The organism is Streptomyces sp. NPDC058157 (assembly GCF_042884105.1).
GTDB lineage: Bacteria > Actinomycetota > Actinomycetes > Streptomycetales > Streptomycetaceae > Streptomyces.
This window is the reverse complement of sequence record NZ_JBHVUQ010000082.1, coordinates 1-16,209: the sequence shown is the minus strand read 5'-3', so window position 1 is coordinate 16,209 and position 16,209 is coordinate 1. Positions and strand designations below refer to the sequence as shown.

The 16,209-nt window shown below is 71.8% G+C and carries 19 protein-coding genes and 2 pseudogenes; 13 read left to right on the top strand and 8 right to left on the bottom strand.

What is annotated here, in order from left to right; all coding sequences use genetic code 11:
- Positions 1-76 precede the first annotated feature (76 nt).
- The 4 genes from ACFVXK_RS21025 to ACFVXK_RS21010 form a co-directional block, all read right to left on the bottom strand.
- Positions 77-352, bottom strand: coding sequence for an isoamylase early set domain-containing protein (locus ACFVXK_RS21025; RefSeq protein WP_389613804.1), 276 nt, complete (start codon positions 350-352; stop codon positions 77-79).
- Between the two features lie 144 nt (positions 353-496).
- The gene (locus tag ACFVXK_RS21020) at positions 497-1,078 is read right to left on the bottom strand and encodes a Dps family protein (RefSeq protein WP_389613802.1); all 582 of its coding nucleotides are present in this window, start codon (positions 1,076-1,078) and stop codon (positions 497-499) included.
- A 150-nt stretch (positions 1,079-1,228) separates the two neighbouring features.
- Positions 1,229-1,825, bottom strand: a complete 597-nt coding sequence (locus ACFVXK_RS21015) for an NADPH-dependent F420 reductase (protein ID WP_389613800.1) — start codon at positions 1,823-1,825, stop codon at positions 1,229-1,231.
- 35 nt (positions 1,826-1,860) lie between these two features.
- Complete coding sequence (locus ACFVXK_RS21010; RefSeq protein ID WP_389613799.1) at positions 1,861-2,694, bottom strand: 3'(2'),5'-bisphosphate nucleotidase CysQ; 834 nt, start codon at positions 2,692-2,694, stop codon at positions 1,861-1,863.
- A 150-nt stretch (positions 2,695-2,844) separates the two neighbouring features.
- On the opposite strand from ACFVXK_RS21010, the gene ACFVXK_RS21005 reads away from it, so the two are divergent.
- On the top strand, positions 2,845-3,765 hold the full coding sequence (locus tag ACFVXK_RS21005; RefSeq protein ID WP_389613797.1) for a LysR family transcriptional regulator: 921 nt from the start codon (positions 2,845-2,847) through the stop codon (positions 3,763-3,765).
- 117 nt (positions 3,766-3,882) lie between these two features.
- Positions 3,883-4,161, top strand: coding sequence for a GlsB/YeaQ/YmgE family stress response membrane protein (locus ACFVXK_RS21000; protein ID WP_389613795.1), 279 nt, complete (start codon positions 3,883-3,885; stop codon positions 4,159-4,161).
- 201 nt (positions 4,162-4,362) lie between these two features.
- On the opposite strand, the gene ACFVXK_RS20995 is transcribed toward ACFVXK_RS21000, so the two are convergent.
- Complete coding sequence (locus tag ACFVXK_RS20995) at positions 4,363-5,718, bottom strand: hypothetical protein (RefSeq protein ID WP_389613793.1); 1,356 nt, start codon at positions 5,716-5,718, stop codon at positions 4,363-4,365.
- 189 nt (positions 5,719-5,907) lie between these two features.
- Here ACFVXK_RS20995 and ACFVXK_RS20990 point away from each other — a divergent pair, with 189 nt between their 5' ends.
- The 3 genes and pseudogenes from ACFVXK_RS20990 to ACFVXK_RS20980 all read left to right on the top strand — a co-directional run.
- Positions 5,908-6,774 (top strand): MurR/RpiR family transcriptional regulator, encoded by an 867-nt coding sequence (locus tag ACFVXK_RS20990; RefSeq protein WP_389613791.1) that lies wholly within the window; start codon positions 5,908-5,910, stop codon positions 6,772-6,774.
- A gap of 104 nt (positions 6,775-6,878) precedes the next feature.
- Positions 6,879-6,959 (top strand): annotated as a pseudogene (locus ACFVXK_RS20985) (hypothetical protein); the annotation flags it as partial.
- 6 nt (positions 6,960-6,965) lie between these two features.
- Positions 6,966-7,331 (top strand): annotated as a pseudogene (locus tag ACFVXK_RS20980) (DUF6461 domain-containing protein); the annotation flags it as partial.
- Here the strand turns inward: ACFVXK_RS20980 and ACFVXK_RS20975 are convergent.
- Positions 7,288-7,719 (bottom strand): VOC family protein, encoded by a 432-nt coding sequence (locus ACFVXK_RS20975; RefSeq protein ID WP_389613789.1) that lies wholly within the window; start codon positions 7,717-7,719, stop codon positions 7,288-7,290. The pseudogene ACFVXK_RS20980 and the gene ACFVXK_RS20975 overlap by 44 nt on opposite strands.
- A gap of 169 nt (positions 7,720-7,888) precedes the next feature.
- On the opposite strand from ACFVXK_RS20975, the gene ACFVXK_RS20970 reads away from it, so the two are divergent.
- From ACFVXK_RS20970 to ACFVXK_RS20940, 7 genes are all read left to right on the top strand, one after another.
- The gene (locus ACFVXK_RS20970) at positions 7,889-8,530 is read left to right on the top strand and encodes a nucleotidyltransferase domain-containing protein (RefSeq protein ID WP_389613787.1); all 642 of its coding nucleotides are present in this window, start codon (positions 7,889-7,891) and stop codon (positions 8,528-8,530) included.
- Between the two features lie 815 nt (positions 8,531-9,345).
- Entirely contained in the window at positions 9,346-9,987 is a 642-nt protein-coding gene (locus ACFVXK_RS20965) for a hypothetical protein (protein WP_389613785.1), read from the top strand.
- Positions 9,988-10,225: 238 nt separating this feature from the next.
- Complete coding sequence (locus ACFVXK_RS20960; protein WP_389613783.1) at positions 10,226-11,254, top strand: YihY/virulence factor BrkB family protein; 1,029 nt, start codon at positions 10,226-10,228, stop codon at positions 11,252-11,254.
- 102 nt (positions 11,255-11,356) lie between these two features.
- A complete protein-coding gene (locus tag ACFVXK_RS20955; protein ID WP_389613830.1) occupies positions 11,357-11,773 on the top strand; it encodes a phage holin family protein in 417 nt (138 codons plus the stop codon).
- On the top strand, positions 11,770-12,219 hold the full coding sequence (locus ACFVXK_RS20950) for a DUF3618 domain-containing protein (RefSeq protein WP_389613781.1): 450 nt from the start codon (positions 11,770-11,772) through the stop codon (positions 12,217-12,219). The genes ACFVXK_RS20955 and ACFVXK_RS20950 overlap by 4 nt, the downstream gene beginning before the upstream one ends.
- Positions 12,216-12,482: a DUF4235 domain-containing protein gene (locus ACFVXK_RS20945; RefSeq protein WP_389613779.1), complete on the top strand. Its 267-nt coding sequence runs from the start codon at positions 12,216-12,218 to the stop codon at positions 12,480-12,482. The genes ACFVXK_RS20950 and ACFVXK_RS20945 overlap by 4 nt, the downstream gene beginning before the upstream one ends.
- Before the next feature lie 152 nt (positions 12,483-12,634).
- Entirely contained in the window at positions 12,635-13,138 is a 504-nt protein-coding gene (locus ACFVXK_RS20940) for a hemerythrin domain-containing protein (RefSeq protein ID WP_389613777.1), read from the top strand.
- A gap of 81 nt (positions 13,139-13,219) precedes the next feature.
- On the opposite strand, the gene ACFVXK_RS20935 is transcribed toward ACFVXK_RS20940, so the two are convergent.
- Together ACFVXK_RS20935 and ACFVXK_RS20930 are read right to left on the bottom strand one after the other, a co-directional pair.
- A complete protein-coding gene (locus ACFVXK_RS20935) occupies positions 13,220-13,936 on the bottom strand; it encodes a hypothetical protein (protein WP_389613775.1) in 717 nt (238 codons plus the stop codon).
- 203 nt (positions 13,937-14,139) lie between these two features.
- Positions 14,140-14,463: a cupin gene (locus ACFVXK_RS20930; RefSeq protein WP_389613773.1), complete on the bottom strand. Its 324-nt coding sequence runs from the start codon at positions 14,461-14,463 to the stop codon at positions 14,140-14,142.
- A gap of 333 nt (positions 14,464-14,796) precedes the next feature.
- Here ACFVXK_RS20930 and ACFVXK_RS20925 point away from each other — a divergent pair.
- On the top strand, positions 14,797-16,209 hold a 1,413-nt coding region (locus tag ACFVXK_RS20925; protein WP_389613771.1), incomplete at its 3' end, for a M12 family metallo-peptidase.

The window sequence follows — 16,209 nt, the reverse complement described above, 5'->3', positions numbered from 1 at the left end:
CGGCGCGGCCGACGGTCCTCACGGCGTTCGACTCCGAGGCCGCGTAGCCGGCGGGACCGGGGCCGGGGTGGCCGGGTCAGGTGTGGAGGCGGCTGTTGGTGCCGTCGTGGCCGTCGGCGTCGCTCTCGTCGAACCAGTAGTCCCCGGCCGCGAGGTAGCGGAAGCCGTGGCTGGTGTGCGCGGGGAGGGTGACGCTCGCGGCCCGGGTTCCGTCCCCGCGCGGGGCGAGGGGGTGGGCGGCGGGATTCCAGTGGTTGAAGTCCCCGACCACGCTGACCGGGCCGCCCGGCTGGTCGGCCGGCAGGACGAAGGTGACCTGGGTGCGGCCCTTGAGCCGCTTGCGTTCGAGCACGAAACACTCCGTCGGACAGGGGGCGAGAAGGCGGACTGCTCATCCTCATCCCGGAAACCGGGGGCCGGGCCGAAACACGCCCGCCGGGCACCCTGGGGTCATCCGGGCAGCGGCAACAGCGCCTCCCTCCAGAAGGGGACGCGGTCACGCGCCCCCGGCCGACGCGCGCGCAGCCTGACCGGCCGCCGCGCTGAGCGTGTGCGCGCCGGTCGTGCTGAGGCGGCCGCTGCCGCTCTCCAGGTGGGCGCGGACGAACCACTGGAACTGCTCCAGCTTCGCCAGCTGCCCGATCAGCATGTCCTCCGTCACCGGGTCGATGTCGCCGGCCGTCTTCATGGCGGCCCGGTGGTCCTCGATGACGCCGGTGTAGACCAGGTCGAGCGCGCCGAGGTGCGCGACGGCGTCGGCGCGTCCCACTTCGTAGTCGTCCCAGGTGCGCCCGGCGACGAGGGCGCCCGGCGTGCCGATCGGGACCCCGCCGAGGGCGGCCATGCGCTCGGCCGTGGTGTCGGCCATCTCGCGGACGGCGTCCACCTGCGGGTCGAGCATCTCGTGCACGGCGATGAAGTGCGGGCCGACGACGTTCCAGTGGACGTGCTTCAAGGTGAGGGCCAGGTCGTTGAGGGCGTGCAGCCGCGCCTGCAGCGCGTCCACGACCCGCTCCGCCTCCACCGGGTCGAGTCCGGGCACGGTGTGCGGTGCGGTGGCCTGGGTGGCGTCGGTCATGAGCGGACTCCTCTTGGTCGCTGTCGTTCGGATACTGCGGGCTGCCGGGCGGACCGTGCGGTCCCTCCCGCCGCCGTCCCCTCGCCTGCCCCGCCGGACGCGACGCACACCCCCGGTCTTGTCGCCGCCGCACCGGGACGCTGTACGCGGTCAGCGTGCGAGGGAGACCGCGAAGGGCGCGAATCCGTCGGCGCGGATGACATGCGGGACGAAGAGGACCGCGGCCTCCGTCGCACGGGCGGTCCGGATCCCGCCGAGGTCGGTGATCCAGTCGTCTCTCCACCCGATGTCGGCGAGCAGGGCGCGGACGGTCCGCTTGGCCTCGGGGTCCTCGCCGGAGAGGAACGCGGTGGGCGGGTGCGCGAGGGTGGCGGGCGCGGTCATCACCGGGAAGAGCATGGTGTTGAGCGTCTTGACGACGTGGGTCTCCGGGAGTGCCTCCTGAAGGCGTTCGGCGAGGCTGGAGCCGGGGTGGAGGAGCTCGGCCGGGAGGCCGTCGGGGCCGTCTGTGGTGGCGTTGGAGACGTCGATGAGGATCTTGCCCCGCAGTTCCTCGCGGAGCGTGGTGAGACGTTCCAGTGAGCCGGCGCCCGGTGTCGCGTTGATGACGATCCGGGCGCTGCGGGCGGCCCCGGCGGCGGCGCCCTCGGTGCGGCCCGCCGTGGTGACCCGGTGGCCTGCCCGGGTCAGGGCGGTGGCCAGGTTGCCGCCGACGCGGCCGTTTCCCAGGACTGCGATGTCGTTCATTGCGGTTCCTTTCCTTCTGTCTCTTCTGCTCGTCGTCAGGGTCGGCGGGAGAGCGTCGCTGCGGCCTGGGCGTGCACGCCGGGTGCGGCGGCCAGGAAGCTGTCGCTCTGCGGAGTCCAGGGACGGCCTTCGGCGTCGGAGATCCGTCCACCGGCTTCCCGGACGAGCAGCGCCCCGGGCAGCAGGTCCGCGCGGGCTCCGGCGAACTGCCAGAAGGCGTCGGCCCTGCCGGAGGCCACGTTCGCGAGGTGCAGGGTCGCCGGCACGGCGGTGCGTACGACGAGCGCGTCGAAGAGCATCGCGGTGATCGAGGCGCCGACGCGCCGTACGACGTCCTCGTCCTCGTCCGGCCTGGCCTGGCTGGTGGCGACGATGCTCAGGTCGAGGTGCGCGGCCTGGGAGACGTGCAGGGGCCGGCCGTCGAGGTGGGCGCCGGCTCCGGAGAGCGCGGTGTAGGTTTCGCCGGTCAGCGGCAGGTGGACCGCGGTGAGCACCGGCTCGTTCTCACGCACGAGGGTGGCGGTGACCGCCCATTCCGGCAGGGCGTGAAGGTGGTTGACGTTGCCTTCGGCCGGATCCACGACCCACCATTCGCCGGACGGCAGCGCTCCGCCGTCGAGTTCGTCCTCCACCCAGCCCGCGTTCGGGCGCAGCCGTGTGAGGCGGGGGCGCAGGATGCCGAGGGCGGTGTCGTCGTTGACGGCGAGCGCGCGCATCAACTCCTGTCGGGTGTCGTAGCGGACCACCTCGCCGAAGCGCTCGCGCAGCGCCGAACCGGCTGTGCGCACGGCGCTCACGGTCTGGGCCAGCAGGTCGGCGGCGGAGGCGGCGGGGGTGGGGGTGGCGGAGGTCTGGTGCGTTCGGGACATGGCGGTACTCCTGACGGAGAGAGGTGGGTGGAGTCCGGGCGGGCCGAGTCGGCGTCGGCCCGGTATTCCCGTGCTTGTGCCTGCACCTCAACGGTAGAAAGGTCCGCAGTTAACTTCAACTGCATGTCAAGCACGCCTAGGATTACTCGCATGCAATTGGATATGAACCTGCTCACCGCGCTCGACGCGCTGCTGGAGGAGGGGAGCGTGGCCGGGGCGGCCGCGCGCCTGCACGTCACCGCCCCCGCGATGAGCCGCAGCCTGGGCCGTATCCGGCGCACGACCGGGGACCAGATCCTGGTACGCACCGGCCGCACGATGACCCCGACGCCGTACGCGATCGCCGTGCGGGCTCAGGTGCACGAGCTGGTGCACCAGGTCCGGGGGGTGCTGGCGCCGAGCCGTGAGCTCGATCTGGCAACGCTGGAACGGACGTTCACGCTGCGCTGGCACGAGTCCCTGGTCGCCCTGAGCGGACCCGCGCTCCTCACGTCCGTGCGGGCACAGGCGCCCGGCGTGCGCTTGCGCTTCATCGGGGAGGCGAGCGTCGACGCGCACGAGCTGCGGCGCGGCGAGGTCGATCTGGAGGCGAACGCCAACCGCCCCGGCGCGCCGGACATCCGAACCGAGAAGGCGGGCGAGACCCGCCTGGTCGTCGTCGTGCGGCGGGGCCATCCCCTCGCCCGCGCCAGGACCCTCACCGCGCGGCGGTACGCCGCGGCCGAGCACGTCACCGTCTCACGACGCGGCAACCTGGGCAACGCGGTCGACGAAGCCCTGGCCCAACTGGGGCTGAGCCGCCGCGTGGTGGCGACGGCGCCGACGGAGGCGGCCGCGTTCGCGTTCGCGCGCGACTGCGATCTGGTGCTCAGCGTCCCCGAAGCCACCGCGCGGGCCGCGGTGGGCGAACTCGGCCTGGTCGCCCTGCCGTTGCCCCTCGAACTGCCGTCGGCGCCGGTGTACCTGTCATGGCATCAGCGCTACGACACGGACAGCGCGCACGCCTGGTTGCGCGGGCTGGCGCGGGACGCGTTGGCTCCGGTTGCATCCGACCGTGCGGCAGCGCCTTGACGCCGCCTCCTGAGAGTGCCGCGGGCCTCGGGGCGTTTGAAATCGCGGCGAGCGCGCACGAGCGAGGGTGACAGCGGCAACGACCGTTTCCTCACACCGGATGGGCGGAGGCACATCATGGGCATCATCGCGTGGATCCTCATCGGACTGCTGGCCGGTCTCATCGCCAAGGCCCTCATGCCTGGCAAGGACCCGGGCGGCATCGTCATCACCACCCTCATAGGCATCGGCGGCGGACTGCTCGGCGGCTGGCTCGGCAAGGTGGTCTTCGGCGTCGACTCCATCGACGGCTTCTTCGACCTCTCCACTTGGATCGCCGCGATCGTCGGCTCCGTCATCCTCCTGGCCCTCTACCGCCTGCTCACCGGCAACCGCCACTCCCACCGCCACGCCTGACCCCCGACGACGGCACACACCCCACACACGCCTGCGGCCGGTTCCCCCACCGAGGGGAAACCGGCCGCCGCCGCATGCACGGAAGGGAGGCGGGCGGCTGCGGGCCACCACTGCCGGCGGAACCGCACCGAACTCACGCCGCACCGCCTGACGATGTGCCGTGGCTGCTGCCCTTCCTGCCCATGCCGGTCGGTGACAGTGCTAGCCGACGGCCATCGTCGCCCCCCAGGCCTGGAGGATGGTCGCCGTCGGGACGAAGCCGACGCAGGTGGACGCCGTTCCGGATGAATCCACGGTGCCGAAGAACGTGCTCATGATCCCGCGGCTGATCACCTTGGCGGGGTTCGACGACCAGCGGAAGACGGGGCCTCCCATGTCGTCGATGGAGAAGGCCGCGCTCCCGTCCCGGGTGCAGGCGGTCGTCATGTCGACGTAGGCCTCGCCCGTCCAGACCGGTGTGGTTTCGCCGATGAAGATCTGGCAGCGGTAGCCGGTGCGGACCCCGCTCTGGCAGACCTCGTCGCCGGGCGTGGACTTCTCGTAGCCCGCGTAGGTCTTCTCGTTCTCGCCGATCCAGACACGGGCGCTGGAGCCGCCCGTGCCCCTGGTGTCGATGATGGCCGCGTCGATGGCCGGGAGCCGGTTGAAGACGGGCCCGAAGTCCTGGAAGCCGCTGTACAGGTACGTCCCGTTGCTGCCGCACCCGGCGGACGTGACCATGTAGCGGCCCCACCCGGGTACGTCCATGGCGAAGCCGCTGGTGCACCACCACTCGTGGCGCGTGACGCTCAGTATGGCGCCGCCGTCGTGCGCGGGTTTGTCGTTCCAGCGCGTCCCCACGTCGGCCGTGGCGAAGGCCTTGTCCGCAGCGGCCCGCGTCCGGGGGGCGCCGGCGGGCGGACGGGCCGGGGCGCTCTTGTCGAAGCGGATGTCCGCGAGGGCGATTCCGGCCCATGCCGGTTTCCCGGCCCGGGAGCCGTCGGCGAGCACGCGCTGGGCGAGGGCCGCCGCCCGTTCGGGGTGGTCGGCCCCGATCCGCAGGCCGCCGCCTCCCTCCAGGAGGCCGATCTGCTCGATGGCGACGCTGCCGTCGTGGCGCCAGGCCGTGGCGTCGCGCTTGACCGCGTCCCGGGCCGCGTCCAGCTGCGCGCGGCTGTACTTGGCGCCCTTCACGACGACGTTGACGTCCGCCCCGTCGTGTGCGGCGAGCTGGCCGCGGCCGGCCGCAACCAGCGCGGCGCCGAGTTCGGGGCGGGTGAGGTAGAGCGTGACGGTGGAGCGGGCCTCGTCCACCCACACTCCGCTGAAGGTGTCGGCGTACGAGCGCGCCGCCACGCCGTCCAGCGACCTGGCCAGCCGGCCGGTCGGGGTGGCCGCCGGCACTTCGGCGGCCGTCCCGGCGGCCGGTGACGGTAAGCCGACCGCGGGTGGCCGGCCGTCCGCCGGGGAAGGTGCGGGCGCGTCCTGCGCCCCTGCGGGGGTGACGAGTACGGAGCAGAGCGCGGCGGTCAGTGCGCCGGCCCGCAGGCTCCAGCCCGACGACCTGCGGCGTGTCACGGATGTGGACATGTTCTCCCTGCCTTCGGAAGGTTCGATCGGAAGACCTGGCACGATCGACCACGCACAGGATCAACTCGTGGCCGGCGAACAATTTTTCTCCGCTGGGGGAGTAATGTGGCGCCGCGGGTTGGGCCGGTCAAGGGCAGTTGACGGGAACACGCCACTCTTGATGGGGAATCATTCTTCATGGACCAGATAGTTGACCGGATCCGTTCTCTGGAGGCCCGGCTTCCGGAGGCGCAACGGGCGCTGGCCGCGTTCATCCTGGACGATCCCGCCGGCGTGGCCGCGCGGACGATCCTCGAACTGGCCGAGGCCGTCGGCGTGTCCACCGGCAGCGTCACCCGGCTGTGCCGCGCCCTGGGGCTGACGGGGTACGCGCAGCTGCGCCTCGCGCTCGCGGCGGAACAGGGCGCGCGGGACGCCCGCGCCACGTGGCGCGACGACATCGGCACCGACATCGGCGAGCACGACCCCATGGACCGAGTGGCCGAGATGGTGGCCGCGACGGTCTCGGGCGTGGTCACCCGGACCGTCGAGGGCCTCGACCTGGCCGTCCTGGAGGACGCCGCCGGGAGGATCGCCGCGGCCGCCCGCATCGAGGTCTTCGGGGTCGGCGGAAGCGCCACCATGGCCTGCGAGTTCCAGCAGCGGCTGTACCGGATCGGCATGCCCGTCTGGTCCTGGAGCGACACCCATGTGGCGCTCACGGGCGCCGCCGTGCTCGGGCGCGGTGACGTGGCCGTCGTCCTCTCGCACAGCGGCAGCACCCGGGAGCCCCGGGAGGTGCTGGCCGAAGCCGCTTCCCGGGGCGCCACCACCATCGCCGTGACCAACGACCCCGCCTCGCCGCTCGCCGCCCGGGCCGAGCTGGTCCTGGCCACCTGTGTGCGCGCCACCGGCCTGCGGGCCGAGGCGGTCCTCGCCCGGCACGCGCAGATGGCCGTCCTCGACATGCTCTACATCGCCGTCGCACAGCGCACCTACGACCGCACCACCGAGGCCATGGCGGCCACGGAGGAAGCCGTCAGGCCCTACCGGCGCCAGGGGTGACCACGGGGAGCGGGCCGAGCCGGGTGGCGCAGCCCGAGTCCCGGCTCCAGCTGTGAGAACCGGCCCATCGGGCATGGTCAGAGGGATCAGGCCCACTGCGCCGTATGAACTCGGTGACCGCACCCGACTACGCCTGGATCCGCACCTCGCCGCTTTTCCGCCACATGATGGATTGTGGATACACCTTGACACTGGTTCCCCTGTTGCGAGAAGTCGGCTTCCCCCTGACTCCCGAGGGAGAGCACGACGAGAGCGCCCCGGTCGTCGACGGGAAGGCTGCGGTCCTCGCTCTGGCCGAGAGGCTGACCGGCATACGCGTCACCGAATCCTTCCTGCAGGACGCCACGTACGAACTGGGGCTCGTCCCCGAACAGCCCGCCGAGGAGTGGACCGGCCTGGTCATCGACATCACCGACGCCCACGGGGAGCGCCTGTACGGGGCACCCGATTTCGGCCGCCCCGATGTTCCGGAAGGCCGAAGACGGCTCCCCACCTCGCCGTCTCGGAGGAGGATCAGTCGAGGCAGAACTCGTTGCCCTCGATGTCCTGCATCGTGATGCACGACTCGTTGACGCCATCGGCGCGCTGCGTCAGCACGTGCTTCGCGCCGAGCGCCATCAGGCGTGCGCATTCGGCCTCGAGTGTGGCCAGGCGCTCCTCACCCACGAGCCCGGCGCCGGCCCGCACATCGAGATGCACCCGGTTCTTGGCGACCTTGCCTTCGGGAACTCGCTGGAAGAGCAAGCGCGGGGCCACACCCGAGGGATCCGTGCACGCGAAGTAGATCTCATCCTCGGGCGGCAGCGAGCGGTGGTACTCCTCCCAGGTGGCGAAGCCCTCCGGAACCGCCGGTACGACGTACCCCAGCACCTCGCACCAGAAGGCGGCGAGGCGCGCAGGCTCCGCGCAGTCGAAGGTCACTTGGAACTGTTTGATCGTTGACATCGGCGCACGATAACAGGCGCCCGGCTCCTCTCCCCAGGTCGGGAAGGTGACACCGGGTCGGGAGGAGGTGCCTGCCACCCGCTGCTGTGACCGGGCCGGACGCGGGGCTGCCCGGGTCCGAGATGGGGCACTCGGATCGGTTCCACCACCGCGCTGATAGGTTCCTGCGGTGAGCGAGCAACTGCCCGACGGCGGCGTCGAACTGTCACCCGGCGAGATCGCGGCCCTCGACGCCAGGTGGTCTTCGTGCTGGACCCCGAGTGAGGTCGCGCAGCGGCTGGCCGGGGTGGACACGCCCTGGTACGTGGCCGCGGGCTGGGCGCTGGACCTGTTCCGCGGCCGGCAGACGCGCGCTCACGGGGACATCGAGATCGCGATCCCGGCCGCGGGCTTCCCCGAGGTCCGCCACCGATGTGCGGGATACGTCTTCGACGCTGTCGGCAGCGGCCGGATCTGGGAGGACGCCGCACCGGAGGTGCTGGCCGCAGTACACCAGACATGGGTCCGCGATCCGGCCACCGGAAACTACCTGCTCGACGTGTTCCGCGAACCGCACGACGGCGACACCTGGATCTGCCGCCGCGATGAGAAGATCCGGCTTCCCTACAGCGACATCATCCAGCACACCCGGGACGGCATCCCGTATCTGGCGCCCGAACTGGTCCTGTTGTTCAAGGCCAAACACTGCCGCCGAAAAGATCAATCGGACTTCGACGCGACCCTCCCCCACATGTCCCCTGCTCAGCGCGAGACCCTGGCCGAGCTACTCGAACGCGTGCACCCGGAGCATCCCTGGATCGCGGATCTGTAGCCGGCTCCCCGAGAAAGCCGGTCAGGGCGGGTGGGTCGCGATCACTGTGGAATCGGGGTGCGCCCGCAAAAGTAGGCCGGTCTGAGTTTTGCGGGTGGAACTGCGTGGTCTGCGCGCCCTGCCGCCGGTTGGCTGAAGGCAGACGCACAGCACGGCTCCGGCAGCCGCCGGGCGAGAGAGAGTTCCCTGATGAGAATCCGAAGCGGCATCGCGGCGGCCCTGACCGCGATATGCGTGAGCATCGCGCCCGCGCCTTCGGCTCAGGCGGCCGGGTCCAGCATTCCCTGCCCTCTCCCGGCGCAGTACGGGGCCATGGGATGGCCACAGGACATCGGCATCGGCATCGGCATCGGCATCGGCTGCAGCCGGAAAGCCTGGTCCGACCCGGGCACGCCCACTCGACTCGCATGTCGTGGGCAAGGTGTTCCACCGCCGCTTTCCGCCGCGGCTCGTCGGGTCGGAGCGGGTGCCTCCTTCAGTCATCGGTGGCGGCCCGCGCGACCACGCCCTGAGGTTCGGCCGCGGGGTGTCGTGTGCCACCGGAGTCCGGGCGCCGGGTTGACCACCCGCGGGCACCTCCCGTACGTGACGCATGCCGTAGGGCCAACGGGCAACCGCTAGGCGGTGTTCGAGCGGGAGGGCTGCCGGACGGCAGCGACCTCCGTTGCATGCGTGAGCCCTGTGTCAGCTGCGGACACCGGACGATCCCGTCGCCCGGCAAGGGCGTTGTCGGCACGCGACCGCGCACGTTGGCGGGCCCCGTCAATGACTTCCCGCGACCCGTCCCTGGGACGCGACATTTCAGAGAGGAAACGATGAAAGCAAGAATCGCCACGGCCGCCATCGCGGTTACCGTGCTCGCCGCCGGCTCCGCCGCCGTGATCACCGTCGCCACCGCCTCCGCTTCGGAGACCGCCGACGTCGCCGTCTCGGTCCAGGCCGCGACGGTCGCCGCGAAGCCGGCGGTCACGGTGGCGGCAGGGCCGGACGCCACCGTCGCGGCGGAGCCGAACGCCACGGTGGTGGCGGAGCCGGCCGGCTCCACGCTCGCTCCGCAGGCGGGCGGTACGACGGCGCCGGCGCCGGGCGGCACCACCACTCCTCCCCCGAAGCCGGGCAAGACCACGACGGCCTCTCCGCAGCCGGGCAAGCCGGGTGAGACCTACAAGGGCTCCGCGACCCTCTACTCCCCCGGCATGGGTGCGTGCGGAAAGGCCGTCAAGGAGAGCGACCTCGCCGTGGCGCTCGACCCCACGATGTTCGGGCCCGGGTACCCGTCGAGCAGCTGCGGACGCAAGGTCGTCATCACCTACAAGGGGAAGTCCGTCACGGCGACGGTCCTCGACGAGGCTCCCGGCGCCGGGCGGTACGGTCTCGACCTCACCCCGGGCGCGTTCAAGGCACTCGCCCCGCTCGACAAGCACAAGCTCGACGTCACCTGGCGCTTCGCCAAGTAGCGCGTCGGGTGGGGGCGTCGACCCAGCACAGGGGCCCGTATCCCCCACGGTCGGCGCGTGTGCCGCGGGATCGAGAGGCGTTGACACCCCGCCTCTCGATCCCGCGGCACGTCAGCTCCCGCGACGGCCGGTTCGGGGCTCAGTCGTACGGCGCCCTCCCAGGTGTCTTCGTCGTGTGCGCGGCATGGGCGCGGCATGGGCGCGGCATGGGCGCGGCAGAAATGGACATGCGCCGACCATGAAACCCACGAGGACACCCGAGCCCGGGGACGGCCGGTCCGGCGGCGAGGCCCCGGGGCCCGGCCGGCGGGTCGAGGAGCGGGCGCCGGATCGGCTCTCGGCCCTGCCGGAGCGGTCCTGGAAGGCCGTGCTGCGCGGGACGTTGAAGGAGTTCAAGGACGACGAGCTGGCGGACCGGGCGGCGGCGCTGACCTACTACGGGGTGCTGGCCCTCTTCCCCGCCCTGCTGGTCCTGGTGTCGCTGCTGGGGATGGCGGGCGACTCGGCGACCCAGCAGGTGCTGGACAACCTGCAGAAGCTCACCCCCGGGGCGGCGCGGGACGTGATCAGCTCCGCGGTGCGGCAGTTGCAGGGCAACGCCGGAGTCGGCTCGCTGCTGGCGATCGTGGGCGTGCTGGTCGCGCTCTGGTCGGCCTCCGGGTACGTCGCGGCGTTCATCCGCGCCTCGAACGCCGTGTACGACATGCCCGAGGGGCGGCCGGTGTGGAAGGTGCTGCCGCTGCGCGTCGCACTGACCGGGGTGCTCATGATCCTCGCGGTGGCCAGCGCGCTGATCGTGGTGTTCACCGGCGCCCTGGCCAGGCAGGCCGGCTCGGCGCTGGGGGTGGGCGACACCGCCGTGACAATGTGGTCGGTCGCGAAGTGGCCGGTCCTCCTGCTCCTGGTCACCGTCATGATCGCGCTGCTGTACTGGGCGGCGCCCAATGCGAAGGGGCGCGGCTTCCGGTGGGTGACCCCGGGCAGCTTCCTGGCGTTGGCGATCTGGGTGATCGCCTCGGCCGGGTTCGCGTTCTACGTCGCGCACTTCGGCTCGTACAACAAGACGTACGGCGCGCTCGCGGGCGTGATCATCTTCCTGGTGTGGTTGTGGATCACCAACCTGGCCGTCCTGCTGGGCCTGGAATTCGACGCCGAGCTGGTGCGCCAGCGCGCGATCGCGGGCGGGCTCCCCGCAGATCAGGAGCCCTATGTCGAGCCGCGCGACACCCGGGAATGGAGTGAGGAAGACCGTCGGCGCCTGGAGTGAGCCTGGTGCCGGCGATGACGGGGCGTGCCGCGGGGGTGACCGGCGCGCAACGGGGTAGGCGCGGGCCGGGGATGGCGGCGAGTGGAGGAGGGTGAGGAGTCAATGAGTCCGGTTGGACACCGTAGGAGCCACGACGGCGACGCGCCGGTGGGTGAGCTCGTGACGCGGGCGTCGCAGCAGATCTCGGAACTGGTCCGGGAAGAGATGCAGTTGGCGCGCGCGGAGATGACCCGGAAGGGCAAGCGATACGGGTGGGGCGGCGGTCTGTTCGGGGGCGCCGGCCTTGTCGGATTCCTGGCCGGCCAGGCAGTGGTCGCCGCCGCGATCGCGTCCCTGGCCCTGGTCCTGCCGGTGTGGGCATCGGCCCTGGTCGTCGGCGCCGTGCTGGCGGCCGTGGCCGCGGTGCTGGCCGCGGCGGGGAAGGGGCAGGTGGCCCGGGCCGGCGGTCCCGTTCCGGGGAGGACCGTCGACAGCGTCAAGGCCGACGTGACCGAGATCAAGGAGAGGGCACACCGATGAGCCATCAGCCTCGGGACCACGGGCCCGCACCGACGCCGGAAGACCTGCGCGCGCAGATCGAGCGCACCCGCCACGAGCTCGGCCAGACCGTGGAGGCACTGGCCGCCAAGGCCGACGTCAAGGCGCAGGCCGAGGCGAAAGCCGTCGAGGTCAAGGAGCGGTTCGTCGAGCGGGCCGGCGTTTGGGCAGGCCGGCTCCGGGAGACGGCATACCGGGCAACCGGACTGACCAGGGAGAAGACCCCCGACGCGGTCGTCGGCACGACAGCTCACGCGGCGGCCCAGATACGTGGCGGGGCTGCACGCTCCAGCCGTCCGGGCCCGGTGCGCGGGAAGGGCGTCTCGGCCGCCGTGGTGGCGCGGGCCAGCCGCACCCCGCTGCTGACCGGTGCCTCAGCGCTGGCCGTCGTCCTCCTCCTGCGGCGCGGCCGGAGGAGGAGGAAGTGAAAGCGTCCAAGATCGCCTACAAGCCCGTCGGGTTCGCTCTCGGCGCCGTCGGCGGCATGGCGGCGGGTATGGCCTTCAAACGGGCGTGGAGGATGATCGGCCACGAGGACGAGGCCCCGGACGCCACCACCGAGGACCGCACCTGGCACGAGGTCCTGCTCGCCGCGGCGCTGCAGGGCGCGATCTTCGCCGTCGTCAAGGCAGCCGTCGACCGGGGAGGAGCGGCCACCGTCCGACGGCTGACCGGAACCTGGCCCGGCTGAGTCGACCCCCGCCGTACCGGGCCCGGCTCGGACGGGCTGTGGCCGCGTTTCTGCGGGCACACGGCGTCACCCGGAAGGCCCAAAACGGGTTTCAACCGGCCGCGAGCGAGCACGCGCAAGGCGAGGGGAACCCCGACCGAGGAGTAGTGCACATGACCGCGGACCAGCAGGAACAGGACGTCGTCGAGGTGATCCTCGAGGACCACCGGACGATGGAGGAGCTGTTCCGGCGGATGCGAAGCGTGGAGGCCGACCGCGCGGGAGCGCTGAAGAAGTTCTCCGCGCTGCTGATCGCCCACGGCGAGGCGGAGGAGAGCGAGGTCTACGGTGCGCTGAAGCGCTTCAGGAAGGTGGACGACGAGGAGGTCGAGCACGGGGTGGAGGAGCACGAGGAGGGCAACAAGGCGCTCCTGGCCCTGCTGGAGGTCGACGGCGTCGGGTCGGACGAGTGGGATGCGAAGCTGGAGGACCTGGTCGAGGCCGTCACCCACCACCTGGACGAGGAGGAGCGGACGATCCTCAACGGCGCCCGGGAGAACGTCCCGGACGAGCGCCGGGCCGAGCTGGGTGCCGCGTTCCTCAAGGAGCGCGAGAGGCAGCTGGAGTCGGACTGCGGCAGCATCGAGAACGTCCGGACCGTCGTCGGCGGCAGCTGAAGCGCGGGGGCCGCGCCCGTGCGAACGGTCGGGCTTCGAGCTCGGCCCGGCAGGGCGCACCCCCACCAGGGCCGCGTGGTGTCAGCGCAGGATGCTGACCGCTCGGGCGATGACGAGGAGCGAGGTGGCCAGGGCGGCCACGCTCTGGACGGCCATCAGGAGTTTGGCGCGGGTGGTGAGCGGCATGGTGTCGGTGGGGCTGAACGCGGTGGAGTTGGTGACGGATACGTACAGGTAGTCCATGAGCGTGGGGACCCAGTCGGAGTTCTTGCTCGCGCCGTCGGCGACTTCGCCGACGGCGTCGTCGTTCTCGTCCTGGGAGAAACGGAAGTCGGCCAGCGGCAGTTCGTCGCGCGGCTGCTGGGTGCGGGCGACGGGGCCGCCGCGGTCGAGTTCCCAGTAGGCGAGGCCGAAGACGATGATGTTGGTCAGCCAGACCTGTAGGGCCGCGATCAGCAGGGAGCGTCCGTCGGCGACCTTCGCGTGGACCAGCTGGTCGATGAGCAGGCCGAGGGCGGCGAGGTTGCCGGCGGCGATGGTGAGGACGAGCGCGAGGGACAGCACGCGGAAGGTCTTGGTCTGGCGTGTGAGCCGTCTCGGGTTGATGGCGACCAGGGGCAGGAGGAGGACGACCTCGAGCGCGGGCAGGACGAAGCGGGGGGCGATCAGGAGCTGCTGCGGCAGGACCAGGTACAGGCCGATCGCCGTCACGGTCGCCACCACGGCCGGAAGCCGGGCTTCTCCGCGACGTTCGTGGCGGGGGTGGCCGGTCCGGGCGGTCTCGCGTCTGCGTGCCATGGCGTCCCGTGCCTTTCGCGTCGTCGCCCCGCCGAGCCCCTACGCGTGCGGCTGGTCGAGGCAGGACGGTTCGTAGGTTCGGTCGACGGAGACCTGCTCCTCCGTCATGTCGATCATTTTGATCGTCGCGGCCGGCAGCAGCACGTACTGCCGAAGACACCTGCTCCGGTGTCACGACGGCGTAGCGGGCGCCCGAAAGGCGTTCAGGCCACGCCGGTGACGGTCGTGAGCAGTACTGCGGCATCGTCCAGGGCGAGCAGCCCGTGGCGTTCCTTGGGGATGACGTGCAGTTCGCCCGCCTGGAGCTCCGTGCCGCCCCCGCCCGAGGTGAGGCGGACCCGGCCGCGCAGCACGTGGAGCGTGGCCGCGGCGGGGGTGGAGTGCTCGTTCAGTTCCGATCCCGAGACCAGGGCGATGACGGTCTGGCGCAGCGCGCCGTCGTGTACGAGCAGATGGGCGCTGCGGCCGTGTCGGGCGGCACGGGCTGCGGTGATGTGCTCGTCCACCAGGGCCCTGAGGTCGTGCACGGGCGTGTCCTCTCGCTGAGCTGCCTGGCCGGGTCGGCCCTCCACCCCCAGCTTCGCCGCTGCCGACCCGCGTCGGCGGGTACGACGCGCGCGCGACGGCGGGCGTGCGACCCGGGCGACGAGCCCGGCCGTCCGGGTCCGGTGCGGGGTCCGCGGCCTGCGGCACCGCTGCGCGGACGCCGGTCATCGGCGGACACCCGCTCCGTCAGGGCGGTCGGACCGTGACCGCCTCCCGGCAGCGGAGTGGTGGGGACGTGTCGGGCGGGTGACCTCAGCCTTCCGAGCGGGCATGTTTCCGGCATATTCGATGGGGCCTGTGGCTTTGTGTGCGGCATGACTCCTCCCCGCCGCCCCCGCTGGTCCCGTCTGCTCGCGCTCTGTGTGGCCGCCACGGCCACGCTGCCCCTGGCGAGCGCCTCCGCCACCGGTGTCTCCGCCGCCTCCGCCGTCACCCGGGCCCCGTCGCCCTCGGACGGCGACGGGGCCGAGGTGCTCCGCGACCGCACCGTCCCGCTCGCGCTCGACCCCTTCCGGATGCTGTGCACCGCGGCCCCGTTCGGGGCCCCGCGCGCATGGACCTTCGACTTCTTCGACAACGTCCGCCTCACCGCCGTCGAGGACGGCATCGACGACGACGGAGGCACCCGCACCTGGTCCGGCCACCTGAAGGGGAGGCCGGACACCAGCGTCATCGTCTCCCTGCGCGGCGTCTGCTCCACCGGCCGCAGCCAGGTCGAAGGCACCGTCGTCAACGTCGTCGCCGACCTCGGCGAGCACGTCTACCAGCTGAAGACCCTGCCCGGCCGCCCCCTGCGCGCCCGCATCACCGAGGAGGACCCGGCCAAGCAGCCGCACCACGCTCCCGACGAGCTGGCGGTGAGCCCCTCCGCGCGCACCGCGCCCCGTCACTCGCTCGCCGGGCGGGCCGCGGCCACCTCGCAGGACCCGGCCGTCATCGACGTCATCGCCGGATACACCCCCCTCGCCGTCCAGCGCGCGGGCAGCGAGCAGCAGGTCGTCAACACCATCCACTGGGCCGAGCGCAAGATGAACGAGGCCCTCGCCGACAGCGGGGTCCCCGCCAGCATCGACATCATCGGCACCTACAACACCGGCTACACCGGCAACAACACCTCCTCGGTGATGTGGAGCAAGCTGAGCAACCCGCAGAACTCCGAGCTGGGCAGCACCGCCGCCGATCTGCGCCGCCGCTACGGCGTGGACCTGATCACGGTCGTCAACAGCGTTCCGGGCCAGTCCTCCGGACAGGGCAGCCTTCCGGTGCGCGGGAACTTCGACGACAGCCTCGCCTTCTCGGTCGTCGACTACGACTCGCTCACCGGCTGGTACAACCTCGGTCACGAGATCGGCCACAACCTCGGCCTCTTCCACGACCGGCGGACCCTCTCCCAGCAGGTGCCGGACGGCAGCTGGGTCAACGACCTCAACACCCCGTACGGGACGGGCTGGATCACCTCCGACGAGGAGCACACCTCCCTCATGGCGTACGCCACCTCCTGCCGCCGGCCGTGCCGCACGGAGAACGTGTATTCCGACCCGCAGCTCAGCGTCTACGGCCAGCCCCTCGGCAACGAGAACAACGACAACGCCAGGCTCGCCCGCCTCACCACTCCGATCGTGGCCGGCTACCGCGCCCTCACCATCCCCCGGACCCGCTACGCCCTCACGCTGGAGAGCTCCGACGGCGGCAGCGTCCGCCCGGCCGTCTACGGCCCCTACAAGCCG

What these genes read in the sequence shown, in the direction of transcription:
- ACFVXK_RS20935 (WP_389613775.1), bottom strand. Translation starts at nt 13,936, where the DNA reads ATGGCACGCAGACGCGAGACCGCCCGGACCGGCCACCCCCGCCACGAA.
- ACFVXK_RS20940 (WP_389613777.1), top strand. Translation starts at nt 12,635, where the DNA reads ATGACCGCGGACCAGCAGGAACAGGACGTCGTCGAGGTGATCCTCGAG.
- ACFVXK_RS21020 (WP_389613802.1), bottom strand. Translation starts at nt 1,078, where the DNA reads ATGACCGACGCCACCCAGGCCACCGCACCGCACACCGTGCCCGGACTC.
- ACFVXK_RS21005 (WP_389613797.1), top strand. Translation starts at nt 2,845, where the DNA reads ATGCAATTGGATATGAACCTGCTCACCGCGCTCGACGCGCTGCTGGAG.
- ACFVXK_RS21000 (WP_389613795.1), top strand. Translation starts at nt 3,883, where the DNA reads ATGGGCATCATCGCGTGGATCCTCATCGGACTGCTGGCCGGTCTCATC.
- ACFVXK_RS20955 (WP_389613830.1), top strand. Translation starts at nt 11,357, where the DNA reads ATGAGTCCGGTTGGACACCGTAGGAGCCACGACGGCGACGCGCCGGTG.
- ACFVXK_RS21010 (WP_389613799.1), bottom strand. Translation starts at nt 2,694, where the DNA reads ATGTCCCGAACGCACCAGACCTCCGCCACCCCCACCCCCGCCGCCTCC.
- ACFVXK_RS20965 (WP_389613785.1), top strand. Translation starts at nt 9,346, where the DNA reads ATGAAAGCAAGAATCGCCACGGCCGCCATCGCGGTTACCGTGCTCGCC.
- ACFVXK_RS20960 (WP_389613783.1), top strand. Translation starts at nt 10,226, where the DNA reads ATGAAACCCACGAGGACACCCGAGCCCGGGGACGGCCGGTCCGGCGGC.
- ACFVXK_RS20975 (WP_389613789.1), bottom strand. Translation starts at nt 7,719, where the DNA reads ATGTCAACGATCAAACAGTTCCAAGTGACCTTCGACTGCGCGGAGCCT.
- ACFVXK_RS20950 (WP_389613781.1), top strand. Translation starts at nt 11,770, where the DNA reads ATGAGCCATCAGCCTCGGGACCACGGGCCCGCACCGACGCCGGAAGAC.
- ACFVXK_RS20990 (WP_389613791.1), top strand. Translation starts at nt 5,908, where the DNA reads ATGGACCAGATAGTTGACCGGATCCGTTCTCTGGAGGCCCGGCTTCCG.
- ACFVXK_RS21015 (WP_389613800.1), bottom strand. Translation starts at nt 1,825, where the DNA reads ATGAACGACATCGCAGTCCTGGGAAACGGCCGCGTCGGCGGCAACCTG.